We start from the raw sequence: 16131 nt of genomic DNA on the forward strand, positions 1-16131 counted from the left end.
AACCGGATGCAGCGCGACGCCAGTCTTGCCCGCTAAAATGCCCGGGTGCGCGAAAATCCACCCGGGGACGCCCCGACGCCCGATGACGAGGGTCTGACGGAGCCGATCGGTGCTGCCGCGGGGTCGTCTGACGAGGGCTGGACGCTGAGCGCTTCGGGGAACGACGAGGACTGGACGCTTAGTGAGTCGGAGCCCTTTGACCTTGAACCGCAGGATGAGTGGGCGAGCGCGGATGACGCGCGGCTCAACGAACCGCCCCTGACCGCTGAGACCGCCACGGTGGTCTCGATTCCTCCGGTGGCGGCGTCCGCGTCGGTGGGGTCGTCGTTCCTGCCCGCCGGAGCGACGGCGCCTGCCCGTTCCGGTGGTGACGAGCCGCCGCACCCGCCGAGCCACCGCTCGGGTGGAATCGGCGCGGTGTTCGCCCGCAACCCGAAAACCTGGTTGATCGCCGCGTCGGTGGCCGTGTTCGCCGTCTTCGGATCGGGCGCGGTCGCCCTCGGCGCCGCCGTTGCGTCCCCTGACGCCGGGACGCCGATCGCTGCGCTCAGCGAGAGCTCGACCCCGTCGCCCACGGTGACCACGCCGCCGCCGCGCCCCGTCCCCGCCGCTGAACTGCCGGCATCCGCTCTGCGAACCTGTTCGGTGGCCGGACTGCTCAACGACTCGCGCTTCGGCACTCTGCAGGCTCAAGTGCTCAACGCTGCGACCGGCGAGCTGCTGTTCGAGCGCGACCCCGCGACTGCCTCGCAGACCGCCAGCTCGATGAAGGTGCTCACGGCGGCGGCGGCATTGAGTGTGTTGGGCCCAGACTTCCGGGCGTCGACGAGGGTCGTCACCGGATCGGAGCCGGGAACTATCGTGCTCGTCGGCGGGGGAGACCTCACCCTCACCCGGCTGCCGACGGGCCAGGAGCCGGTCTACACCGGTGCCGCTCACCTCGACGACCTGGCCAGCCAGGCGAAGGCGGCATACGAGGCCGCGAACCCAGGCACCCCAATCACTCGGATCGTGCTCGATTCGAGCTACTTCAGCGGCAAGACCTGGGGCGACACCTGGCCGGCGACTGAGCGGGGAACCGGGTGGTTGTCGCACATCACCGCACTGCAGGTGGACGCCGACCGCGCAAACCCACAGGTGTTTTTGTCGCCGCGTGGCGAAGACCCGATCGGCCGCGCCGGGAGCGCATTCGCGTCATACTTCGGGAACGTGGCGACCGAGCAAGGCACCGCGCCCGCGGGGGCGGCGGAGTTGGCATCCGTTTCGTCGCAACCGCTCTCGACGCTCATTCCACAAGCGCTGATTCCGTCAGACAACTCGCTCGCCGAGATGATCGGTCGACACGTCGCTATCAAGCTCGGGCTCGGCAACTCGATTGATGCCATTGCCGCCGCGATTCCGCAGGGGCTCGAGGCCTACGGCATCGACACGTCGGGACTCCGGACCGCCGACGCCTCCGGGATGAGCCGCAACAACGCTGTGCCGCCGTCGTACTTCACGCAGCTCTTTCTCAAGATCAACGCCCGTGAGGGCAACCTGGGCATCATCCGGGACGGGTTGCCGGTCGCCGGTGAATCCGGAACCCTCAACTACTCGAACCGATTCTTCGGCGCGAACGCTGTTTCACGCGGACACATCCGCGCAAAGTCTGGTTCGATTTCGTCGGCGTATACGCTGACCGGCATCATCGACGCGGTGGACGGCTCGACGCTCATCTTCGCGATTTACGCGACCGGGAACGTCGGCTCGGGCGCCCGCACAGCCATCGATACGCTCGCGACGGGCTTCTACAAGTGCGGCGCGAACCTGTCGAATACGTAGTTTCGGAACGGAGAATATATGTCTCGCGCGTTGTTCATCATCGATGTGCAGAACGACTTCACCGAGGGCGGAGCGCTCGGAGTGGACGGCGGGGCTGCCGTCGCTGCTGACACCACCCGCTACCTGGAACGAGCGTTTGGCGACTATGACGTCGTCATGGCAAGTCGTGACTGGCACGACCCCGAGGGCGACAACGGCGGACACTTCGCCCAAGCTGGCACCGACCCCGACTACGTCGTCACCTGGCCACCGCACTGTGTCGCCGGTACGGCGGGCGCGGAGTACCACCCGGGACTCGATCTCTCCCACGTCACCATGCACGTGAAGAAGGGGCAGGGCGAGCCCGCCTACTCGATCTACGACGGCGAAGTGGAGGGTGGCGCGTCCGATGGCGCCACGGTCTCGGCGGTCCTCGAAGAGCGAGGGATCACCGAGGTCGACGTTGTGGGCATTGCCACCGACTACTGCGTGCGTGCCTCCGTGCTCGACGCCATCGAGCACGGTCGCCACGTGCGCGTCTTCACCGACCTGGTCGCGGGCGTCGCCCGCGAGTCCAGCGACGCAGCGTTGCTCGAGATGGGCCACGCCGGTGCCGTTCTGGTGGCGAGCGACGCGGACTGACGCTCAGGCGCCCCCGCGCGACCTGAGACGCCACGCGCCGCCGATCCCGCAGGGGACCGACGGCGCGTTGCATCGGGGAAGCGGCTAGAGCGTGTCGCCGAGTTTGAAGCCCTTCGCGACGTCACCCTCACGTGTGTAGGAGAAGCCGTCGGCACCGACCGTGACCGTCATCTCGCTCGGCTCCTCGCGCTCGACCAGCGGCTGCGGGTTGCCGTCAAGGTCGAGAACGAGCGACGCTTCGGTGTACCAGCTCGGCACCACCGGGTTGCCCCACCAGTCGCGGCGCTGGTTGTCGTGCACGTCCCAGGTGACGACCGGGTTGTCAGGGTCTCCGGTGTAGTAGTCCTGCGTGTAGATCTCCACACGGTGCCCGTCCGGGTCGAGGAGGTAGAGGTAGAAGGCGTTCGAGACGCCGTGGCGGCCCGGGCCGCGCTCGATCAGGTCGCTCTTGCGCAGCGCACCGAGCTTGTCACAGATGTAGAGAATGTTGTGCTTCTCGTGCGTCGAGAATGCGACGTGGTGCATCCGCGGGCCGGTGCCGCCGGTCATCGCCGTGTCGTGCACGGTCGATTTGCGGCGCATCCAGGCGGCGTAGGTGACGCCGTCGTCATCCTGAATATCTTCGGTGACGCGGAAGCCGAGGTCTTCCATGTACCCCCGCGCCCGCGGCACGTCGGGGGTCACCTGGTTGAAGTGGTCCAATCGCACCAGGGCACCCGGTCCGTACAGGTCGTACCGCCAGGCCAGTCGCTCGACGTGTTCGACGTCGTGGAAGAACTCGTACGGGAACCCGAGTGGGTCCTCCACCCGCACCGAGTCGCCGATGCCCTTGGTGAAACCCTCCGGCCGGCGTTCTACCCGGCAACCGAGCTCGGTGTAGAACTCGACGGCGCGATCGAGGTCTTCAGGAGCACGCACCCGGTACGAGAACGCGGCGACCGCGGCAACGGGACCCTTCCGCAGCACGAGGTTGTGGTGAATGAACTCCTCGAACGAGCGCAGGTAGATCTCGTTCTCATTTTCCTCGGTGACGACGAGTCCGAGGATGTCGACGTAAAACTCGCGCGATTTGGCCAGGTCGGTGACGACAATGTCCATGTATGCACAGCGGAGAATGTCCGGCGGAGTGGCCGTCGGCGTCGCGATCGGGTGAGGATTCGGGTTCGGCCTATGACGCGGTTCAGGGATGGGAGAGGGGTTGTGGTCCATATTCTGCTTCCTTGCGTGAATGGTTTACGGATTGGGCGTGACGATCGGTGCGATGTCCTCGCGCGCTTCGGCGCCGAATCGCGCCGTGTGCACGTCGCCAAGCGTGATGTGCACGGCCTGCTGGTCGGTGTAAAAGTCAATCGACCGGTAGCCGCCTTCATGGCCCAGGCCCGACGCCTTCACCCCGCCAAACGGTGTGCGCAAGTCACGCACATTGTGCGAGTTGAGCCACACCATGCCCGCTTCGACCGACTGCGCAAAGTTGTGCGCGCGGGTCAGGTCCGTCGTCCAGATATATGCGGCAAGTCCATAACGGATGCCGTTGGCCAACGCCAACGCCTCCTCATCGGTCTCGAAAGGTGTGATCGCCACCACGGGTCCGAAAATCTCCTCCTGGAAGATGCGAGCGTCGGGCGCGACGTCGGCGAAGACCGTGGGGGAGACGTAGTTGCCGTCCGGCAGGTTTTCCGGGCGACCGCCACCAGCGAGCAGCCTGCCCTCGGTTTTGCCGATCTCGACGTAGCTCATCACCTTGTCGTAGTGCTCGGGGTGGACGAGCGCGCCCACCTCGGTTTTCGGATCGTGCGGGTCGCCGACGACGATGTTTTTCGCGCGGGCGGCGTACCGCTCAAGGAACTCGTCGTAGATCGGTCGCTCGACCAGGATGCGGCTGCCCGCTGTGCAGCGCTCTCCGTTGAGCGAGAAGACGCCGAACAGCGTCGAGTCGATCGCCGCGTCGAGGTCGGCATCCGCGAAGACCACGGCGGGCGACTTGCCGCCGAGTTCCATCGACATGCCCTTGAGGTTCACCGCACAGTTGGCGAAGATCGTCTGCCCCGTGCTGCTTTCACCGGTGAAGGAGATCAGCGGAACGTCGGGGTGCTTCACGAGGGCGTCACCGGCGGATTCGCCGAGGCCGTTGACGAGGTTGAACACACCCTTCGGCAGTCCGGCATCCTCGAAGATCGTCGCCCAGAGGCTCGCGGACAGCGGCGTGAACTCAGCGGGCTTGAGCACAACGGTGCATCCGGAGGCGAGCGCGGGGGCAAGCTTCCAGCTCTCCAGCATGAACGGTGTGTTCCACGGGGTGATCAGTCCCGCGACACCCTTCGGCTTGCGATTCACGTAGTTGACCTGTCGACCGGGGACTTTGTACAGATCGTCGGACTGCGCCACGATGAGGTCAGCGAAGAACCGGAAGTTTTCGGCAGCGCGCTGGGCCTGGCCGAGCGCCTGGGTGATCGGCAGGCCGGTGTCGAAAGTTTCAAGTTCCGCGAGCCGTGCGTCCTGCGCTTCGACAGCGTCGGCGATTTTGTGCAGGATGCGTGCGCGGGCGCGGGGAAGCATTTTCGGCCACGGGCCGGAGTCGAATGCACGCTTGGCGGCGGCCACGGCACGGTCGATGTCTTCGCTCTGGCCCGATGCCGCGGTGGCGTAGTTCTGATTCGACACCGGGTCGAGCACGTCGAAGGTCTCGCCTGAGATGCTCTCGACGAACTCGCCGTCGATGTAGTGCAGGATGCGGGTCGGAAGGTCTTCCGGAATGTAGTGGGCCATGGTGTGTGCTCCGATGCAGTTATGGCTGGACAGGGGATGGCCGCTTGTGGCGAGCCTGGTACTCGGTGAAAGCGTCGAGGGTGCGTGTGCGGTGGGCGCGAGCAGCAAGTTCGATCTCGAGGCTGTCTGCCCCGCTTTCGATCAGGGCGAGGATGCCCTCGTGTTCGGCCACCGACTGGTGGGCGCGGCCGGGAACAAAGCTGAAGGTGGAATCCCGCAGCATGTTGAGCGAGTTCCAGCCGCGGTGTACGAGGTCGAGAAGGTTGTCGTTGGGGCACTGTTCGAACAGGATCGAGTGGAACTCCCGGTTGAGTTCGGTGAACCGGTGCGGATCGAAGTGCTCGAGGCAGTCCGCCATTTCGGCGTTGACCGCGCGGGCGGCGGCGATGGCGGTCTCGGTGATGAACGGAGCGGACAGCATGGTTGCCGCTCCCTCCAGAATGCTCAGCGTCTGCATGGTGGTGACGTACCCGGTCTCATTCAGCATGGCGACCTGGGCGCCGACGTTGCGTTCGAACGTGACAAGGCCCTCCGCCTCAAGGCGCCGAATGGCTTCGCGGACCGGGACAACGCTGATGTCGAGTTCTTTGGCGATGGCGCCGAGCACCAGACGGTAACCCGGAACAAAGATGCCCTCCTCGATGCGCGAACGAATCCAGGAGTACGCCTGCTCGGATTTGCTGCGGGAGCTTGTTCCCGGGAGGGACGTCATGAGCGCGTCTCCTTCCACGTGGCGTAGCGGGACTTCCACTCCGCGTTCATCGGGTAAAGTCCATCGACACCTTCGCCGGCCGCGACCTGCTCGGCGATGAACGTCTCTTCCTGCTCCTGCGCGATCGCGTCGGTCACGATCTCCTCAACCAGGGCGGGTGGAATGACGAGGACACCGTCGGCGTCGCCAACGATGATGTCTCCCGGTTGAACCGCCGTGCCGCCGCAGGCGATGGTGATGTCCGCATCCCACGGCACGTGCCGGCGGCCGAGCACTGCCGGATGGGCGCCGGCCGAGTAGGTAGGCATGTCGAGTGCGGCAACGGCGTCGTAGTCACGGACGCCGCCGTCCGTGACGATGCCGGCCGCTCCGCGAACCTGCGCACGGAGCGCCAGGATATCGCCGACCGTTCCGGTGCCGCGTTCTCCCCTGGCCTCCATGACGAGCACGTCGTCGGGGCCGAGAGCATCGAACGCGCGCTTTTGAGCGTTGTACCCGCCGCCGTGTGAGGCGAAGAGGTCCTCGCGGTTGGGGATGTAACGGAGGGTTCGCGCTCGACCAACGAGCCGGACGTCGGGACGTGTCGACTGCAGTCCGTCGATGGAGACGTTGTTGAGGCCGCGCTTCCGTAACTGAGAACTCAGTGTCGCGGTGCCGACCGAGGTGATTCGGGTCTTGAGCTCGTCGGTCAGTTCGAAGACGGCTGGCGTCTCCAGTCCGGCCAACTCGCGGGTGCCCCACGCTTCTTCGCGCTGGGTGTCGTCGACGCTGGGCTTGTTCCCGAAATTCCCGAACGGCACGGTGCCCTCGGTGATGGTTGTTACCAGTCGACCGGTCGTCGGTATGCCGGCGGCGGTCGGGGAGTCGACCTCGACTTCGACGACGTCTCCCGGTTGCGCCACGGACGACCCTGCCGGAGTGCCGGTGAGGATGACGTCGCCCTCCTCGAGTGTCATGAGCTGCGAGAGGTCGGCGACCAGCTGTCCGAAGGGGAACAGCAGGCCCGTCGTCGTGTCGTCCTGGACGAGTGTGCCGTTGAGCCAGGTGCGCACCCTCAGCGCGCCAGGATCAACAGACTCGGCGGGGATCATGAGAGGGCCGAGCGGGGTGAATCCGTCGCCACCCTTTGACCGCACGTTGGATCCTTTGTCCGCGGTGCGGAGGTCATAGATGCCGAAGTCGTTGGCCGCCGTGACTCCGCCGACAGCGGCCCAGCCGTCCTCGGGGGAGACCCGCCGAACGGTACGACCGAGGATGAGTGCGATTTCACCCTCGAATGCGAGGAGTTCGGCACCGGCTGGTCGTTCCAGTGTTCCGCCAGAGGAGGCAATCGAGGACGATGGTTTGAAGAAGTAGGACGGCGTCGCTGGGGTGCGGCCGCGCTGGTCGGCGCGCGAACGATAGTTGAGGTGTACAGCGATGATCTTGCCGGGGCGAGAGCTGCCTGGATCAGTCATAGACGTCCTTGTCTGAGGGATTCGAGCGCGGTATAACAAATCATATACAATCCAAAGGCGATTGCAAGAGTGGAAAAGTGGCTGTCGCGAAGATATACGATATGGTCTACCATCCGTGGGGAGGCCGTTTTTCGGCCGTTCCCCACCGCGCTAGTTATGACGAAGGAGTCATTAGTGATGTCAACCTCATCGAGGCAAGTCGACCCTCGGACGGCGGCTGAACGGCGCAAGGTCGCGTTCGCCACCGTCATCGGAACCACCATCGAGTGGTACGACTTCTTCCTCTACGCGAGCGCAGCAGGCCTCGTGTTCGCACAGCTCTTTTTTGAACCGGCCGGGGCACAGATTGCCATCCTGCTCTCGTTCGGCTCCGTCGGAGTGAGCTTCCTCTTCCGTCCGCTCGGCGCCTTCCTGGCCGGGCACTTCGGTGACCGGCTTGGCCGCAAGGCGATGCTCGTCATTACCCTCGTCCTCATGGGCGCTTCCACGACCCTGATCGGTTTGCTCCCCACCTACCAGCAGATCGGTATCGCCGCTCCGGTCATCCTTGTCCTGCTGCGTATCCTGCAGGGCCTGTCGACCGGTGGCGAGTGGGGTGGCGCCGTCCTCATGGCGGTTGAAACCGCACCGAACGACCGTCGCGGTCGCGCCGGTGCCTTCCCGCAGATCGGTGTTCCGATCGGACTCCTTCTCGCTTCCGGTGTACTCGCCCTGATGACCGGTGTCATCTCACCGGGTGAGGCGTTCCTCGAGTGGGGTTGGCGTGTGCCGTTCCTGCTCAGCGTCGTCCTCGTTGTTGTCGGCATGATCGTGCGCCGCACGGTCGAGGAAAGCCCGGTCTTCAAGGAGATTGCGAAGCGTAAGGAGCGGTCTCGGATGCCTGCGGTCCAGTTGTTCCGCAAGCACTGGTTGCTCGTGATCCTGGCCGCGCTCACCTTCGCAGGCAACAACGCTGCAGGATATATGACCACCGGTGGTTACATCCAGAACTACGCCACCAACCCGGATGGCTTCGTTGGCCTTGAGCGGACACCCGTTCTCCTCGCCGTCACCGGCTCCGCGGTGGTGTGGCTGGCCATGACCTGGATCGCGGGCAATGTCTCGGACCGGATCGGCAGGCGCAACACCTACATCATCGGCTGGATCGTGCAGCTGATCACCGTGTTCATGCTCTTCCCCCTCGTCAATACCGGGAACATCTGGTTGTTGTTCCTCGGTCTGTCGCTCTTCACGATCGGAAACGGGTTCACCTACGGACAGCAGGCCGCGTACTTCGCTGAACTGTTCCCAGCGTCGATCCGGTACTCCGGCGTCTCGATCACCTACGCGATCGGAGCCATCCTCGGTGGAGCGTTCGCACCGACCATTGCGACCTGGCTTGTGCAGACGACCGGTGAGTCGATCTCCGTCGCGTTCTACATCGCCGGGGTCACGGTTGTGGCGTTCGCGGCGACACTCATCCTGCGTGACCGCACCGGCATTCCGCTCGGTGTCGAAAACGAGGTCGCGCAGACCACCGGCCAGATCTACGGAATCAAAGAGCCGGTTTAAGCGGACTCGCGAAGGTCGGTACGACGTGCCGGCGCCCATGAGCGCCCGACCACACCCTCAACACGTCGTACCGACCTTCGCTGTGTGTCTGGCGCGCGCTGTGTGTCTGGCGCGAGAGCTAAAATGCGAGCGCTAGTAGCTGGCTCGGGGTGCCCCAGCGGCATCGCCAGTGGGGATGTACTTCGCTGCGAGGGCTTCCGAGCCGCGGGCGAGCAGTGCGACGTCCGCTCCGACGAGGACGAAGTCGGCTCCTGCCGCCAGGTAGCGCTCGGCTACCGTCGGATCGAAGGCGTTCACTCCGACCGGCTTGCCGAGCTCCGAGATGGTCCGGATGGCGTGTTCGACGGAGGCGACGACATCGGGGTGTTCCTGCTGGCCGAGCAGCCCCATTGATGCTGCGAGGTCCGATGGTCCGACGAACGCACCGTCAACGCCGTCAACGCTGGCGATGTCGCGAACGTTCGCGACAGCATCCGCTGTTTCGATCTGGACAAAGAGGGATACGTATTCGTCCGCACGGGCGAGGTAGTTGTCGACGCGGTTCCAGCGTGCACCGCGCGCGAGGGCACTGCCGACACCGCGAACTCCGCGTGGCGGGTAGCGAACGGCGGAGACAACCGCGCGGGCTTCATCACCGGTGTTCACCATTGGCACGAGCAGGTTTTGCACACCCAGGTCGAGGTATTGCTTGATCACGACAGTGTCGCCGGCGGGGGCGCGAACGAGCGGGGTGATCGGGTAGCCGGCGACGGCCTGCAACTGGGCGAGGATCGACTCGAGTCCGTTCGGGCCGTGCTCGGCGTCGATCAGCAACCAGTCGAGGCCGGAGCCCGCGCAGATCTCGGCAACGAGCGGACTGCCGGAGCAGACCCACATGCCGATCAGCGGGCGCTCGGCTTCGGCCAGGTCGTCGCGGAAGGTGGGGGCTAGCTGAAGCGGCATGTGATGGATCCCAATTGTCCGTAGTCTGCGTGGACGGTGTCGCCCTTTTCGACCCACATCGGGCGGGTGAACGAGCCGGCGAGGATGATTTCACCGGCTTCGAGACGGGTGCCGTGCTGCGCGAGTTTGTTGGCGAGCCAGTGGACGCCGGCGGCGGGGTGGTTGAGCACGGCGGCGGCAACGCCGGACTCCTCGATGGTCTCGTTGCGGTAGAGCAGTGCGGAGATCCAGCGGAGGTCGACGTCCCCGATCTTCACGGGCGTTCCGCCCATCACCATCCCGCCCATGGCGGCGTTGTCGGAGATGGTGTCGACGATGGTGCGTCCCTGCATCTCGATACGGGAGTCGAGGATCTCGAGCGCGGGGATCACGTACTCGGTGGCGTCGAGCACGTCGAAGATGGTGCAGTTCGGGCCTTCGAGTGGCTTGCCGAGCACGAACGCGAGCTCAACTTCGATGCGCACATTGGAGAAGGTGTCATGCGGAATGACGGACCCGTTCTCGTAGACCATGTCGTCGAAGATGATGCCGTAGTCCGGTTCGGTAATGCCCGTCGCGACCTGCATCACCTTGGAGGTCAGTCCGATCTTGCGGCCAACGAGCCGGCGGCCGGAGGCGAGGCCGCGTTCCTTCCACACGTTCTGGACGGCGTAGGAGTCCTCGACCGTCATGTCCGGGTATCGGGCGGTGAGCCGCGGGATCGTTGTTCGCGACTGCTCTGCCTCATAGAGTTCGTTGGCGATACCGTCGATGACGGACTTTTCGAGCATGCGCCAGGCCTTTCGGGTGAGGATCCCGCCGGGGTCAGGCCCCGTGAGATCGCCGATGATCGTATACGAACCATATCGGACCCGGGAAGCGCGACACTAACCGGCCACCATGCAACGCTCGACTCAGGGCGTCCACCACGGGCGGAGCGGGAGATCGCCGGTTTCTGGCGGCTCGGTGGGCCGTACGGCGAGCACCTGGTGCAGTTGAATTCCACCGGTCTCGAAGGCGAGCCGGGAGCCCGCCATGTACAAGCCCCAGATCTTCGCCGTGGCGAGACCCACCTCGGCGACCGCGTCATCCCAGTTCTCGACGAGGTTGGCGCACCAGTCACGCAGCGTCATCGCATAGTGCGGTCGCAGGTTCTCCTCGTGCAACACTTCGAGGCCGACGTTCTGCGCTTCGCTGATGATGCGGCCTGACCCGGTGAGTTCACCATCGGGGAAGACATAACGGTCGATGAACCCACGGGCGGATGCTTCGGAGTGATTGTCCGGTCGGGTGATGCAGTGATTGAGCAGAAGGCCGCCGGGGCGGAGGCGGGACTGGAGGAAGGCGAAATAGCCGGGGTAGTTGCGCACTCCGATGTGTTCCAGTAGCCCGATCGAGGACACGGCGTCGAAGCCGTTCTCGGTGATGTCGCGGTAGTCGCCGTAGCGAACGTCGGCCAGACCCTCGAGGGATTCCGCCGCGATTGCGTGCTGCGCCCACGACGCTTGTTCCGTTGACAACGTCACGCCGGTGGCTTTCACTCCCCGTCGGGCGGCATAGCGCACCATCCCGCCCCAGCCGCACCCGACGTCGAGTAACCGGTCGCCCGACTTGAGGTGGAGCTTCTCGAACACCAGCCGGTACTTATTCTCCTGCGCCTCGTCGAGCGTGGCGTCTGTGTGCGGATAGCAGGCGCAGGTGTAGGTCATGGACGGTCCGAGCACCCACTCGTAGAACCGGTTCGAGACGTCGTAGTGGTGATGGATGGCCTCGGCGTCCCGGCCTTTGCTGTGTCTCATGCCGCCGGTGACCCGGCGCCAGCGCGGTGCCGCTTCCTGGGGCGGTGGTGCGATCGGTCGCAGGTGCTCGATACCGATGGAACGAATCACTCGGGCGAGCACCGGCGGCGGCGGAAAGGTGAAAACCAGCGCGTTCGACAGCGACTTGAGAAGTTCGTACGGGTCGCCTGGGTGCACTCCGTGAGCGTCGAGGTCGCCGGCCACATACGCACGGGCGAGGCCCAGATCGCCGCGACCGGTGGCGAGGTAGGTCAAGCCGCGTGGCGTCTTCAGTTCAAGGCCGAATGGGGCGTCCGCCGGTCCGGCCGAGCTCCCGTCGTAGGCGGTGAACCGGAGCGGCAGTCGTCCGCCCGTGAAAATTTCCAGCACCTCCGCGATGCTGAGTGTGGTCGGAGTACTTGTTGTGGCCGAGGCCCGGTCCTTGAACGTCGTCATTGTCGTTGCACCGCCTTTGCGTAGAGGTCGAGGAGTCGACCGTTGGGGTCGTAGCGCTGCTTCACGGCGCGCCAAGTCTCACCGCCGTAGAGACGGTCGAATTCGTCCGCTGAGTAGTACGAGTCTGAGTAGAGCGATTTGTGTCCGTCGAGCTCAGCCACCCTCCGCTCGATGCGCCGGTTCGTCTCTCCCTCGCTCGTCCCGACCGGCACCGTCGACCAGAAACCGACGTTGACGTAGGACTTCCCGGGCTGAAGCGGGTAGAGCGGCCACCGGTCGGTCGAGCGCAACTGAAGCGGACACAGCCAGATCGGCCTGATGGGCACGGTATCCAGAAACCAGTCCAAAAACTCGACGGTCCGCTCGATCGGTAGCTCGACATCCTGGACCACGCGTTCCCGTGGTGGGCGTCCCTTGAGCGCCTCGAGGCGGTCGCCGATCTGGAATCGCTGCTCGTAGGTCATCAACGTCGAATAGGTCCTGCTGCGCCGATAGCGTCGCGGCCAGAGCGCTCGAACCAACGGATGCTGCGCACCGAACGCCTCGGAACACCAGAACCAGTCGGTGTCCCAGCGCCACAGGTAGTCGGAGATGGTGAGCCGGTCACCCGTGACCCCCGCCTCGTGCTGGAGTGAGCGGTAGTAGATCTTTCGACCGGTGTAATCGCTGACCGGCCCTGCTGCCGCCGTTCGAAATCCCAGGCACAGGTAACCTTCGCTGGGGCTGAACACCACCCCATCCAGGTAGTCGACGGTGACCCCGTCGAGCGCACCGGTCTGGCAGATCCCCTCCATCACCGCGACGAGCTCGGGCATCGAATGAAATCGGCGGTGAGTGAGCGCGACGAAAGGCAGGACGGGTTCCAGCTCAACTGTCAGGCGCACCGCGTAGCCGAGGGTCCCGTAGGAGTTGGGAAAGGCGTGAAAGAGATCGGCGTTCTCGGTGCGCGAGACCGTGAGCACCTCGCCTGCGCCCGTGAGCACGTCCATCTCGAGCACTGACTCGTGCGGCAATCCGTTGCGGAACGACGTCGACTCGATCCCCAGGCCCGTGACAGCTCCACCAACCGTGATCGTCTTCAGCTGCGGCACAACCAGCGGCGCCAGCCCGAGCGGGAGCGTCGCGGCGACGAGATCCTCATAAGTACACATCCCCGAGACGTCAGCCGTGCGAGAGACGGGGTCAATCGTGAGAACGCCGGTCAGCCCCGAGGTGTCGAGCCCCCGAACATGCGTCCGCGTCCGCGCTCGAAAGAGGTTCGATGTCGGTTTGGCCAGCCGCACCGGCGCACCGTCCGGCACCCCGTGATAGCTCGACAGAAGGCGCTCGACGCCGGTGGCGTGGGCGGTTCGTGCATCGGTGCGAGCCACAAACACGGCCTCACGCTACTCCTGAGCCGCCGAGGAGGCGACCCCTACGATCGCGCCGAGACCGTCACCGCTCGCTCGTAGATTTCCTCCTGGTAGGGCGCTACGACGCTTGCCGAGATGCGGCAGTCAAGCAGGTAGACCCCGTCGGCTCCCGATTCCACCCACTTATCGAAGTCAGCAAAATCATCCAGCGAGCGGATGACGTCACCCCGGCCGCCCAGGGATCGTGCGATTCCCGCGAAGTCGGCCTCATCAATGAGCATGGGCGTCGTGCCCAGCCCCATCCGGCCATACATGTGAATTTCCGCGCCGTAGGCGGCGTCATTCCAGACCACGATGACGCCGCGTTTGGCCGTTCGGATCACGGAGTCGAGGTCGGCCAGCGCCATGAGTCCACCGCCGTCACCGGTCGAGACGACCAGCGTGGCATCGGGCAGCGCCGCTGCGGCGCCGACCGCGCTGCCGAAACCTAAACCGATCGTCTGGAAGGCGGTGCCCACCATGAGGACACGGTTGGGTGATGACGCCGACCAGTAGGTGTTCGACCAGCCGAGGAAGTGTCCACCGTCGGTGACCGTGACCCGGTTGTCGGGCAGCGAGCTTGCGAGTCGGATGGCGACGCTGCGCGGGTCAAGCCTGCCGTCGTCGCACAGGCCAACGCCGGCTTCCCGAATGCGGAACCGGGCGGCATCCGTGACCAGCTGGTCACGCCACCCAGCCGTGGTTCCCTGGACCGGGCGGATCGCGGCGAGCAGGCCGTCGGTGGCAAGGGCCACGTCACCGTGCACCGGGATCGTGACGGCCGGGTGGGCGGCCGGGTCGCGGTCGTCAATGCGGATGACCGTCGCGTCGGGGGAGAACAGCGTGCCGAACCGGGTGCTGAACTGGTTGAGGCTGGCACCGGCGACGAGGATCACGTCGGCGTCGCCGACCAGCTCCATCGCGGCCTCCTGGCCGAAGCCGCCGACAGTGCCGAGGTCATACTCGGGGCGCTCGAACAGCGAGCGGCCGAGTGCCGTTGTGGCGGTGAGGGCGCCGAGCCGGTCGGCCAACTGGCTCAGCGGGGTGCCGGCGTGGGCAAGCCAGGCGCCTCGGCCGGCAAGGATCACCGGGCGACGCGCAGCGGACAGTGCGTCGGCGGCCGCGGCGATCTGCTCCGGCTGCGGCTGCACCGGAGCGGGCAGCTCGACACTCGGGAGCAGCTCGTCGTTGAGCGAGTCTGCGGTGGTGAGGTCGTAGGGCAGAGCCAGGACAACGGGTGTCCGGTGAGCGAGCGCAAAGTTGACCGCCGCGATCGCGACCTGACCGGCATCCGTCTCACTCATGGAAAAGGTGCGAGCACCCACGGAAGCTGCCAGCATTCGCTGGTCGATGTCCCACGGCCGTGCGCCGGAGGTGGGCGCGTCTCCGACAAAGAGCACGAGCGGAATGCCGGCCTGCACCGACTCGGCGAGGGCCGTGATCGTGTTCGTGAACCCGGCGCCGTAGGTGGTGGTGGCGAGGGCAAGCCTGGCGCTCGCGCGATAGAAGGCGTCGGCCGCGGCGACAGCGGCGACCTCGTGACGGACGGCGGTATAGGGCACAGACGTCTCGCTCAGGGCGTCGATGAAGTGAGCGTTTCCATTGCCCATCAGCCCGAAAGCGTGAGCGATAGAGGGGGCGAGAGCGTCGGCAATGCGAGCGACAACGGGAATCATCGTGATCCTTCGAGTTCATATAGCGGTGTGCGAATTCCGTATATGTCTCGCGACTCGTTCAGTGAGTCGTTCAACGCCCCTTTTCCGAGCGCACCGGCGCGAAGCCGTTGACACCGGAAGTCTAAGCCCTCAGGCGTGAATCGGGCGAGTGGTCGCTCGGTAAACTCACCCCGTGCCCGTTCTCGAGATTTCCGACCTGAGTGATCCCCGCCTGTCCGACTACGCACACCTCACCGATGTGGCACTGAAGAAGGCCCAGGGCACCGAGCACGGGCTGTACCTGGCCGAGTCGCTGCTCGTCTTTCAGCGCGCGCTTCGGGCCGGGCACCGGCCCCGGTCGGTGCTTGCGCTGGGAACTTCCGCCGACGACGCACTCGAGGCGCTCGGTGGTGATGCCGCCGACATTCCGGTATTCGTTGGACCGGGAGAACTGCTCGCCGGACTCACCGGATACGTGCTTCACCGCGGGTTGATCGCCTCAATGCACCGGCCCGCCTTGCCCGAGCCGGGCGAGCTGCTCGCCGGCGCTCGCCGCGTCGTGATTCTCGAGGACGTCGCTGACCCCACCAATGTCGGCGCAATCTTCCGCTCAGCGGGGGCCATCGGGGCCGACGCCATCCTCGTCACCCCACGCTGCTCGGACCCGTTCTACCGGCGAGCCATCCGTGTGTCGATGGGCACGGCGCTGCAGGTGCCGTGGACTCGAGTGGGTGACTGGCCGTCCACCCGGGCGCTCCTGGACGAGCATGGCTTCCACGTGGCGGCGCTCGCGCTCAGCGACAATGCCGTGAGTCTTCGTGACTTCGACGGTTCCGAGCACGAGCGGCTTGCTCTCGTGCTCGGCGCCGAAGGAACGGGACTCACCGACGATGCGCTTGCTGCGGCGGACACCGTCGTGCAGATCCCGATGAAGCACGGAATCGACTCGCTCAACGTCGCGGCCGCCAGCGCGGTCGCCATGTGGGCACTCAGTTGAGCAGA

General features: G+C 65.5%; 13 protein-coding genes. 4 read left to right on the forward strand and 9 right to left on the reverse strand.

Features of this window, described 5'->3' with window-relative positions; all coding sequences use genetic code 11:
* Positions 1 to 45 precede the first annotated feature (45 nt).
* Positions 46 to 1821 carry a D-alanyl-D-alanine carboxypeptidase gene (locus L1277_RS11575; RefSeq protein WP_253376537.1) on the forward strand — a complete coding sequence of 592 codons (1776 nt, stop codon included), beginning with the start codon at positions 46 to 48 and terminating at the stop codon, positions 1819 to 1821.
* Positions 1822 to 1839: 18 nt separating this feature from the next.
* Positions 1840 to 2442, forward strand: coding sequence for an isochorismatase family protein (locus L1277_RS11580; RefSeq protein WP_253376538.1), 603 nt, complete (start codon positions 1840 to 1842; stop codon positions 2440 to 2442).
* Positions 2443 to 2526: 84 nt separating this feature from the next.
* Here L1277_RS11580 and hpaD read toward each other — a convergent pair whose 3' ends face one another.
* Genes hpaD through L1277_RS11600 form a run of 4 tightly spaced genes read right to left on the reverse strand, consistent with a single transcriptional unit; the run spans position 2527 to position 7377 of the window.
* On the reverse strand, positions 2527 to 3651 hold the full coding sequence (gene hpaD, locus L1277_RS11585; protein ID WP_253376539.1) for a 3,4-dihydroxyphenylacetate 2,3-dioxygenase: 1125 nt from the start codon (positions 3649 to 3651) through the stop codon (positions 2527 to 2529).
* Positions 3652 to 3675: 24 nt separating this feature from the next.
* Positions 3676 to 5208 (reverse strand): 5-carboxymethyl-2-hydroxymuconate semialdehyde dehydrogenase, encoded by a 1533-nt coding sequence (gene hpaE, locus L1277_RS11590; RefSeq protein ID WP_253376540.1) that lies wholly within the window; start codon positions 5206 to 5208, stop codon positions 3676 to 3678.
* A 19-nt stretch (positions 5209 to 5227) separates the two neighbouring features.
* A complete protein-coding gene (locus tag L1277_RS11595; RefSeq protein WP_253376541.1) occupies positions 5228 to 5920 on the reverse strand; it encodes a GntR family transcriptional regulator in 693 nt (230 codons plus the stop codon).
* Complete coding sequence (locus tag L1277_RS11600) at positions 5917 to 7377, reverse strand: fumarylacetoacetate hydrolase family protein (RefSeq protein WP_253376542.1); 1461 nt, start codon at positions 7375 to 7377, stop codon at positions 5917 to 5919. Before L1277_RS11600 ends, L1277_RS11595 begins: the two co-directional genes overlap by 4 nt.
* A gap of 177 nt (positions 7378 to 7554) precedes the next feature.
* Between L1277_RS11600 and L1277_RS11605 the strand changes: the two genes are divergently transcribed.
* Positions 7555 to 8928: an MFS transporter gene (locus L1277_RS11605; protein ID WP_253376543.1), complete on the forward strand. Its 1374-nt coding sequence runs from the start codon at positions 7555 to 7557 to the stop codon at positions 8926 to 8928.
* Positions 8929 to 9060: 132 nt separating this feature from the next.
* Here L1277_RS11605 and L1277_RS11610 read toward each other — a convergent pair whose 3' ends face one another.
* From L1277_RS11610 to L1277_RS11630, 5 genes are all read right to left on the reverse strand, one after another.
* Positions 9061 to 9870 (reverse strand): HpcH/HpaI aldolase/citrate lyase family protein, encoded by an 810-nt coding sequence (locus tag L1277_RS11610; RefSeq protein ID WP_253376544.1) that lies wholly within the window; start codon positions 9868 to 9870, stop codon positions 9061 to 9063.
* Complete coding sequence (gene hpaH / locus L1277_RS11615) at positions 9855 to 10640, reverse strand: 2-oxo-hept-4-ene-1,7-dioate hydratase (RefSeq protein ID WP_253376545.1); 786 nt, start codon at positions 10638 to 10640, stop codon at positions 9855 to 9857. Before hpaH ends, L1277_RS11610 begins: the two co-directional genes overlap by 16 nt.
* A gap of 123 nt (positions 10641 to 10763) precedes the next feature.
* Complete coding sequence (locus L1277_RS11620; protein WP_253376546.1) at positions 10764 to 12083, reverse strand: class I SAM-dependent methyltransferase; 1320 nt, start codon at positions 12081 to 12083, stop codon at positions 10764 to 10766.
* Positions 12080 to 13459 carry an FAD-binding oxidoreductase gene (locus L1277_RS11625; RefSeq protein WP_253376547.1) on the reverse strand — a complete coding sequence of 460 codons (1380 nt, stop codon included), beginning with the start codon at positions 13457 to 13459 and terminating at the stop codon, positions 12080 to 12082. The genes L1277_RS11620 and L1277_RS11625 overlap by 4 nt, the downstream gene beginning before the upstream one ends.
* 38 nt (positions 13460 to 13497) lie before the next feature.
* The gene (locus L1277_RS11630; RefSeq protein ID WP_253376548.1) at positions 13498 to 15150 is read right to left on the reverse strand and encodes a thiamine pyrophosphate-binding protein; all 1653 of its coding nucleotides are present in this window, start codon (positions 15148 to 15150) and stop codon (positions 13498 to 13500) included.
* Positions 15151 to 15322: 172 nt separating this feature from the next.
* Here L1277_RS11630 and L1277_RS11635 point away from each other — a divergent pair, with 172 nt between their 5' ends.
* On the forward strand, positions 15323 to 16126 hold the full coding sequence (locus L1277_RS11635) for an RNA methyltransferase (RefSeq protein WP_253376549.1): 804 nt from the start codon (positions 15323 to 15325) through the stop codon (positions 16124 to 16126).
* The last annotated feature ends 5 nt before the right edge of the window (positions 16127 to 16131 follow it).

Origin of the sequence: Okibacterium sp. HSC-33S16 (assembly GCF_024171565.1) — a bacterium.
GTDB lineage: Bacteria > Actinomycetota > Actinomycetes > Actinomycetales > Microbacteriaceae > Mycetocola_A.

Excerpts from the sequence above, each read along its gene's own strand:
- hpaD (WP_253376539.1), bottom strand. The coding sequence starts at position 3,651 with ATGGACCACAACCCCTCTCCCATCCCTGAACCGCGTCATAGGCCGAAC.
- L1277_RS11605 (WP_253376543.1), top strand. The coding sequence starts at position 7,555 with ATGTCAACCTCATCGAGGCAAGTCGACCCTCGGACGGCGGCTGAACGG.
- L1277_RS11630 (WP_253376548.1), bottom strand. The coding sequence starts at position 15,150 with ATGATTCCCGTTGTCGCTCGCATTGCCGACGCTCTCGCCCCCTCTATC.
- L1277_RS11580 (WP_253376538.1), top strand. The coding sequence starts at position 1,840 with ATGTCTCGCGCGTTGTTCATCATCGATGTGCAGAACGACTTCACCGAG.
- hpaE (WP_253376540.1), bottom strand. The coding sequence starts at position 5,208 with ATGGCCCACTACATTCCGGAAGACCTTCCGACCCGCATCCTGCACTAC.
- L1277_RS11610 (WP_253376544.1), bottom strand. The coding sequence starts at position 9,870 with ATGCCGCTTCAGCTAGCCCCCACCTTCCGCGACGACCTGGCCGAAGCC.
- L1277_RS11620 (WP_253376546.1), bottom strand. The coding sequence starts at position 12,083 with ATGACGACGTTCAAGGACCGGGCCTCGGCCACAACAAGTACTCCGACC.
- L1277_RS11595 (WP_253376541.1), bottom strand. The coding sequence starts at position 5,920 with ATGACGTCCCTCCCGGGAACAAGCTCCCGCAGCAAATCCGAGCAGGCG.
- hpaH (WP_253376545.1), bottom strand. The coding sequence starts at position 10,640 with ATGCTCGAAAAGTCCGTCATCGACGGTATCGCCAACGAACTCTATGAG.
- L1277_RS11600 (WP_253376542.1), bottom strand. The coding sequence starts at position 7,377 with ATGACTGATCCAGGCAGCTCTCGCCCCGGCAAGATCATCGCTGTACAC.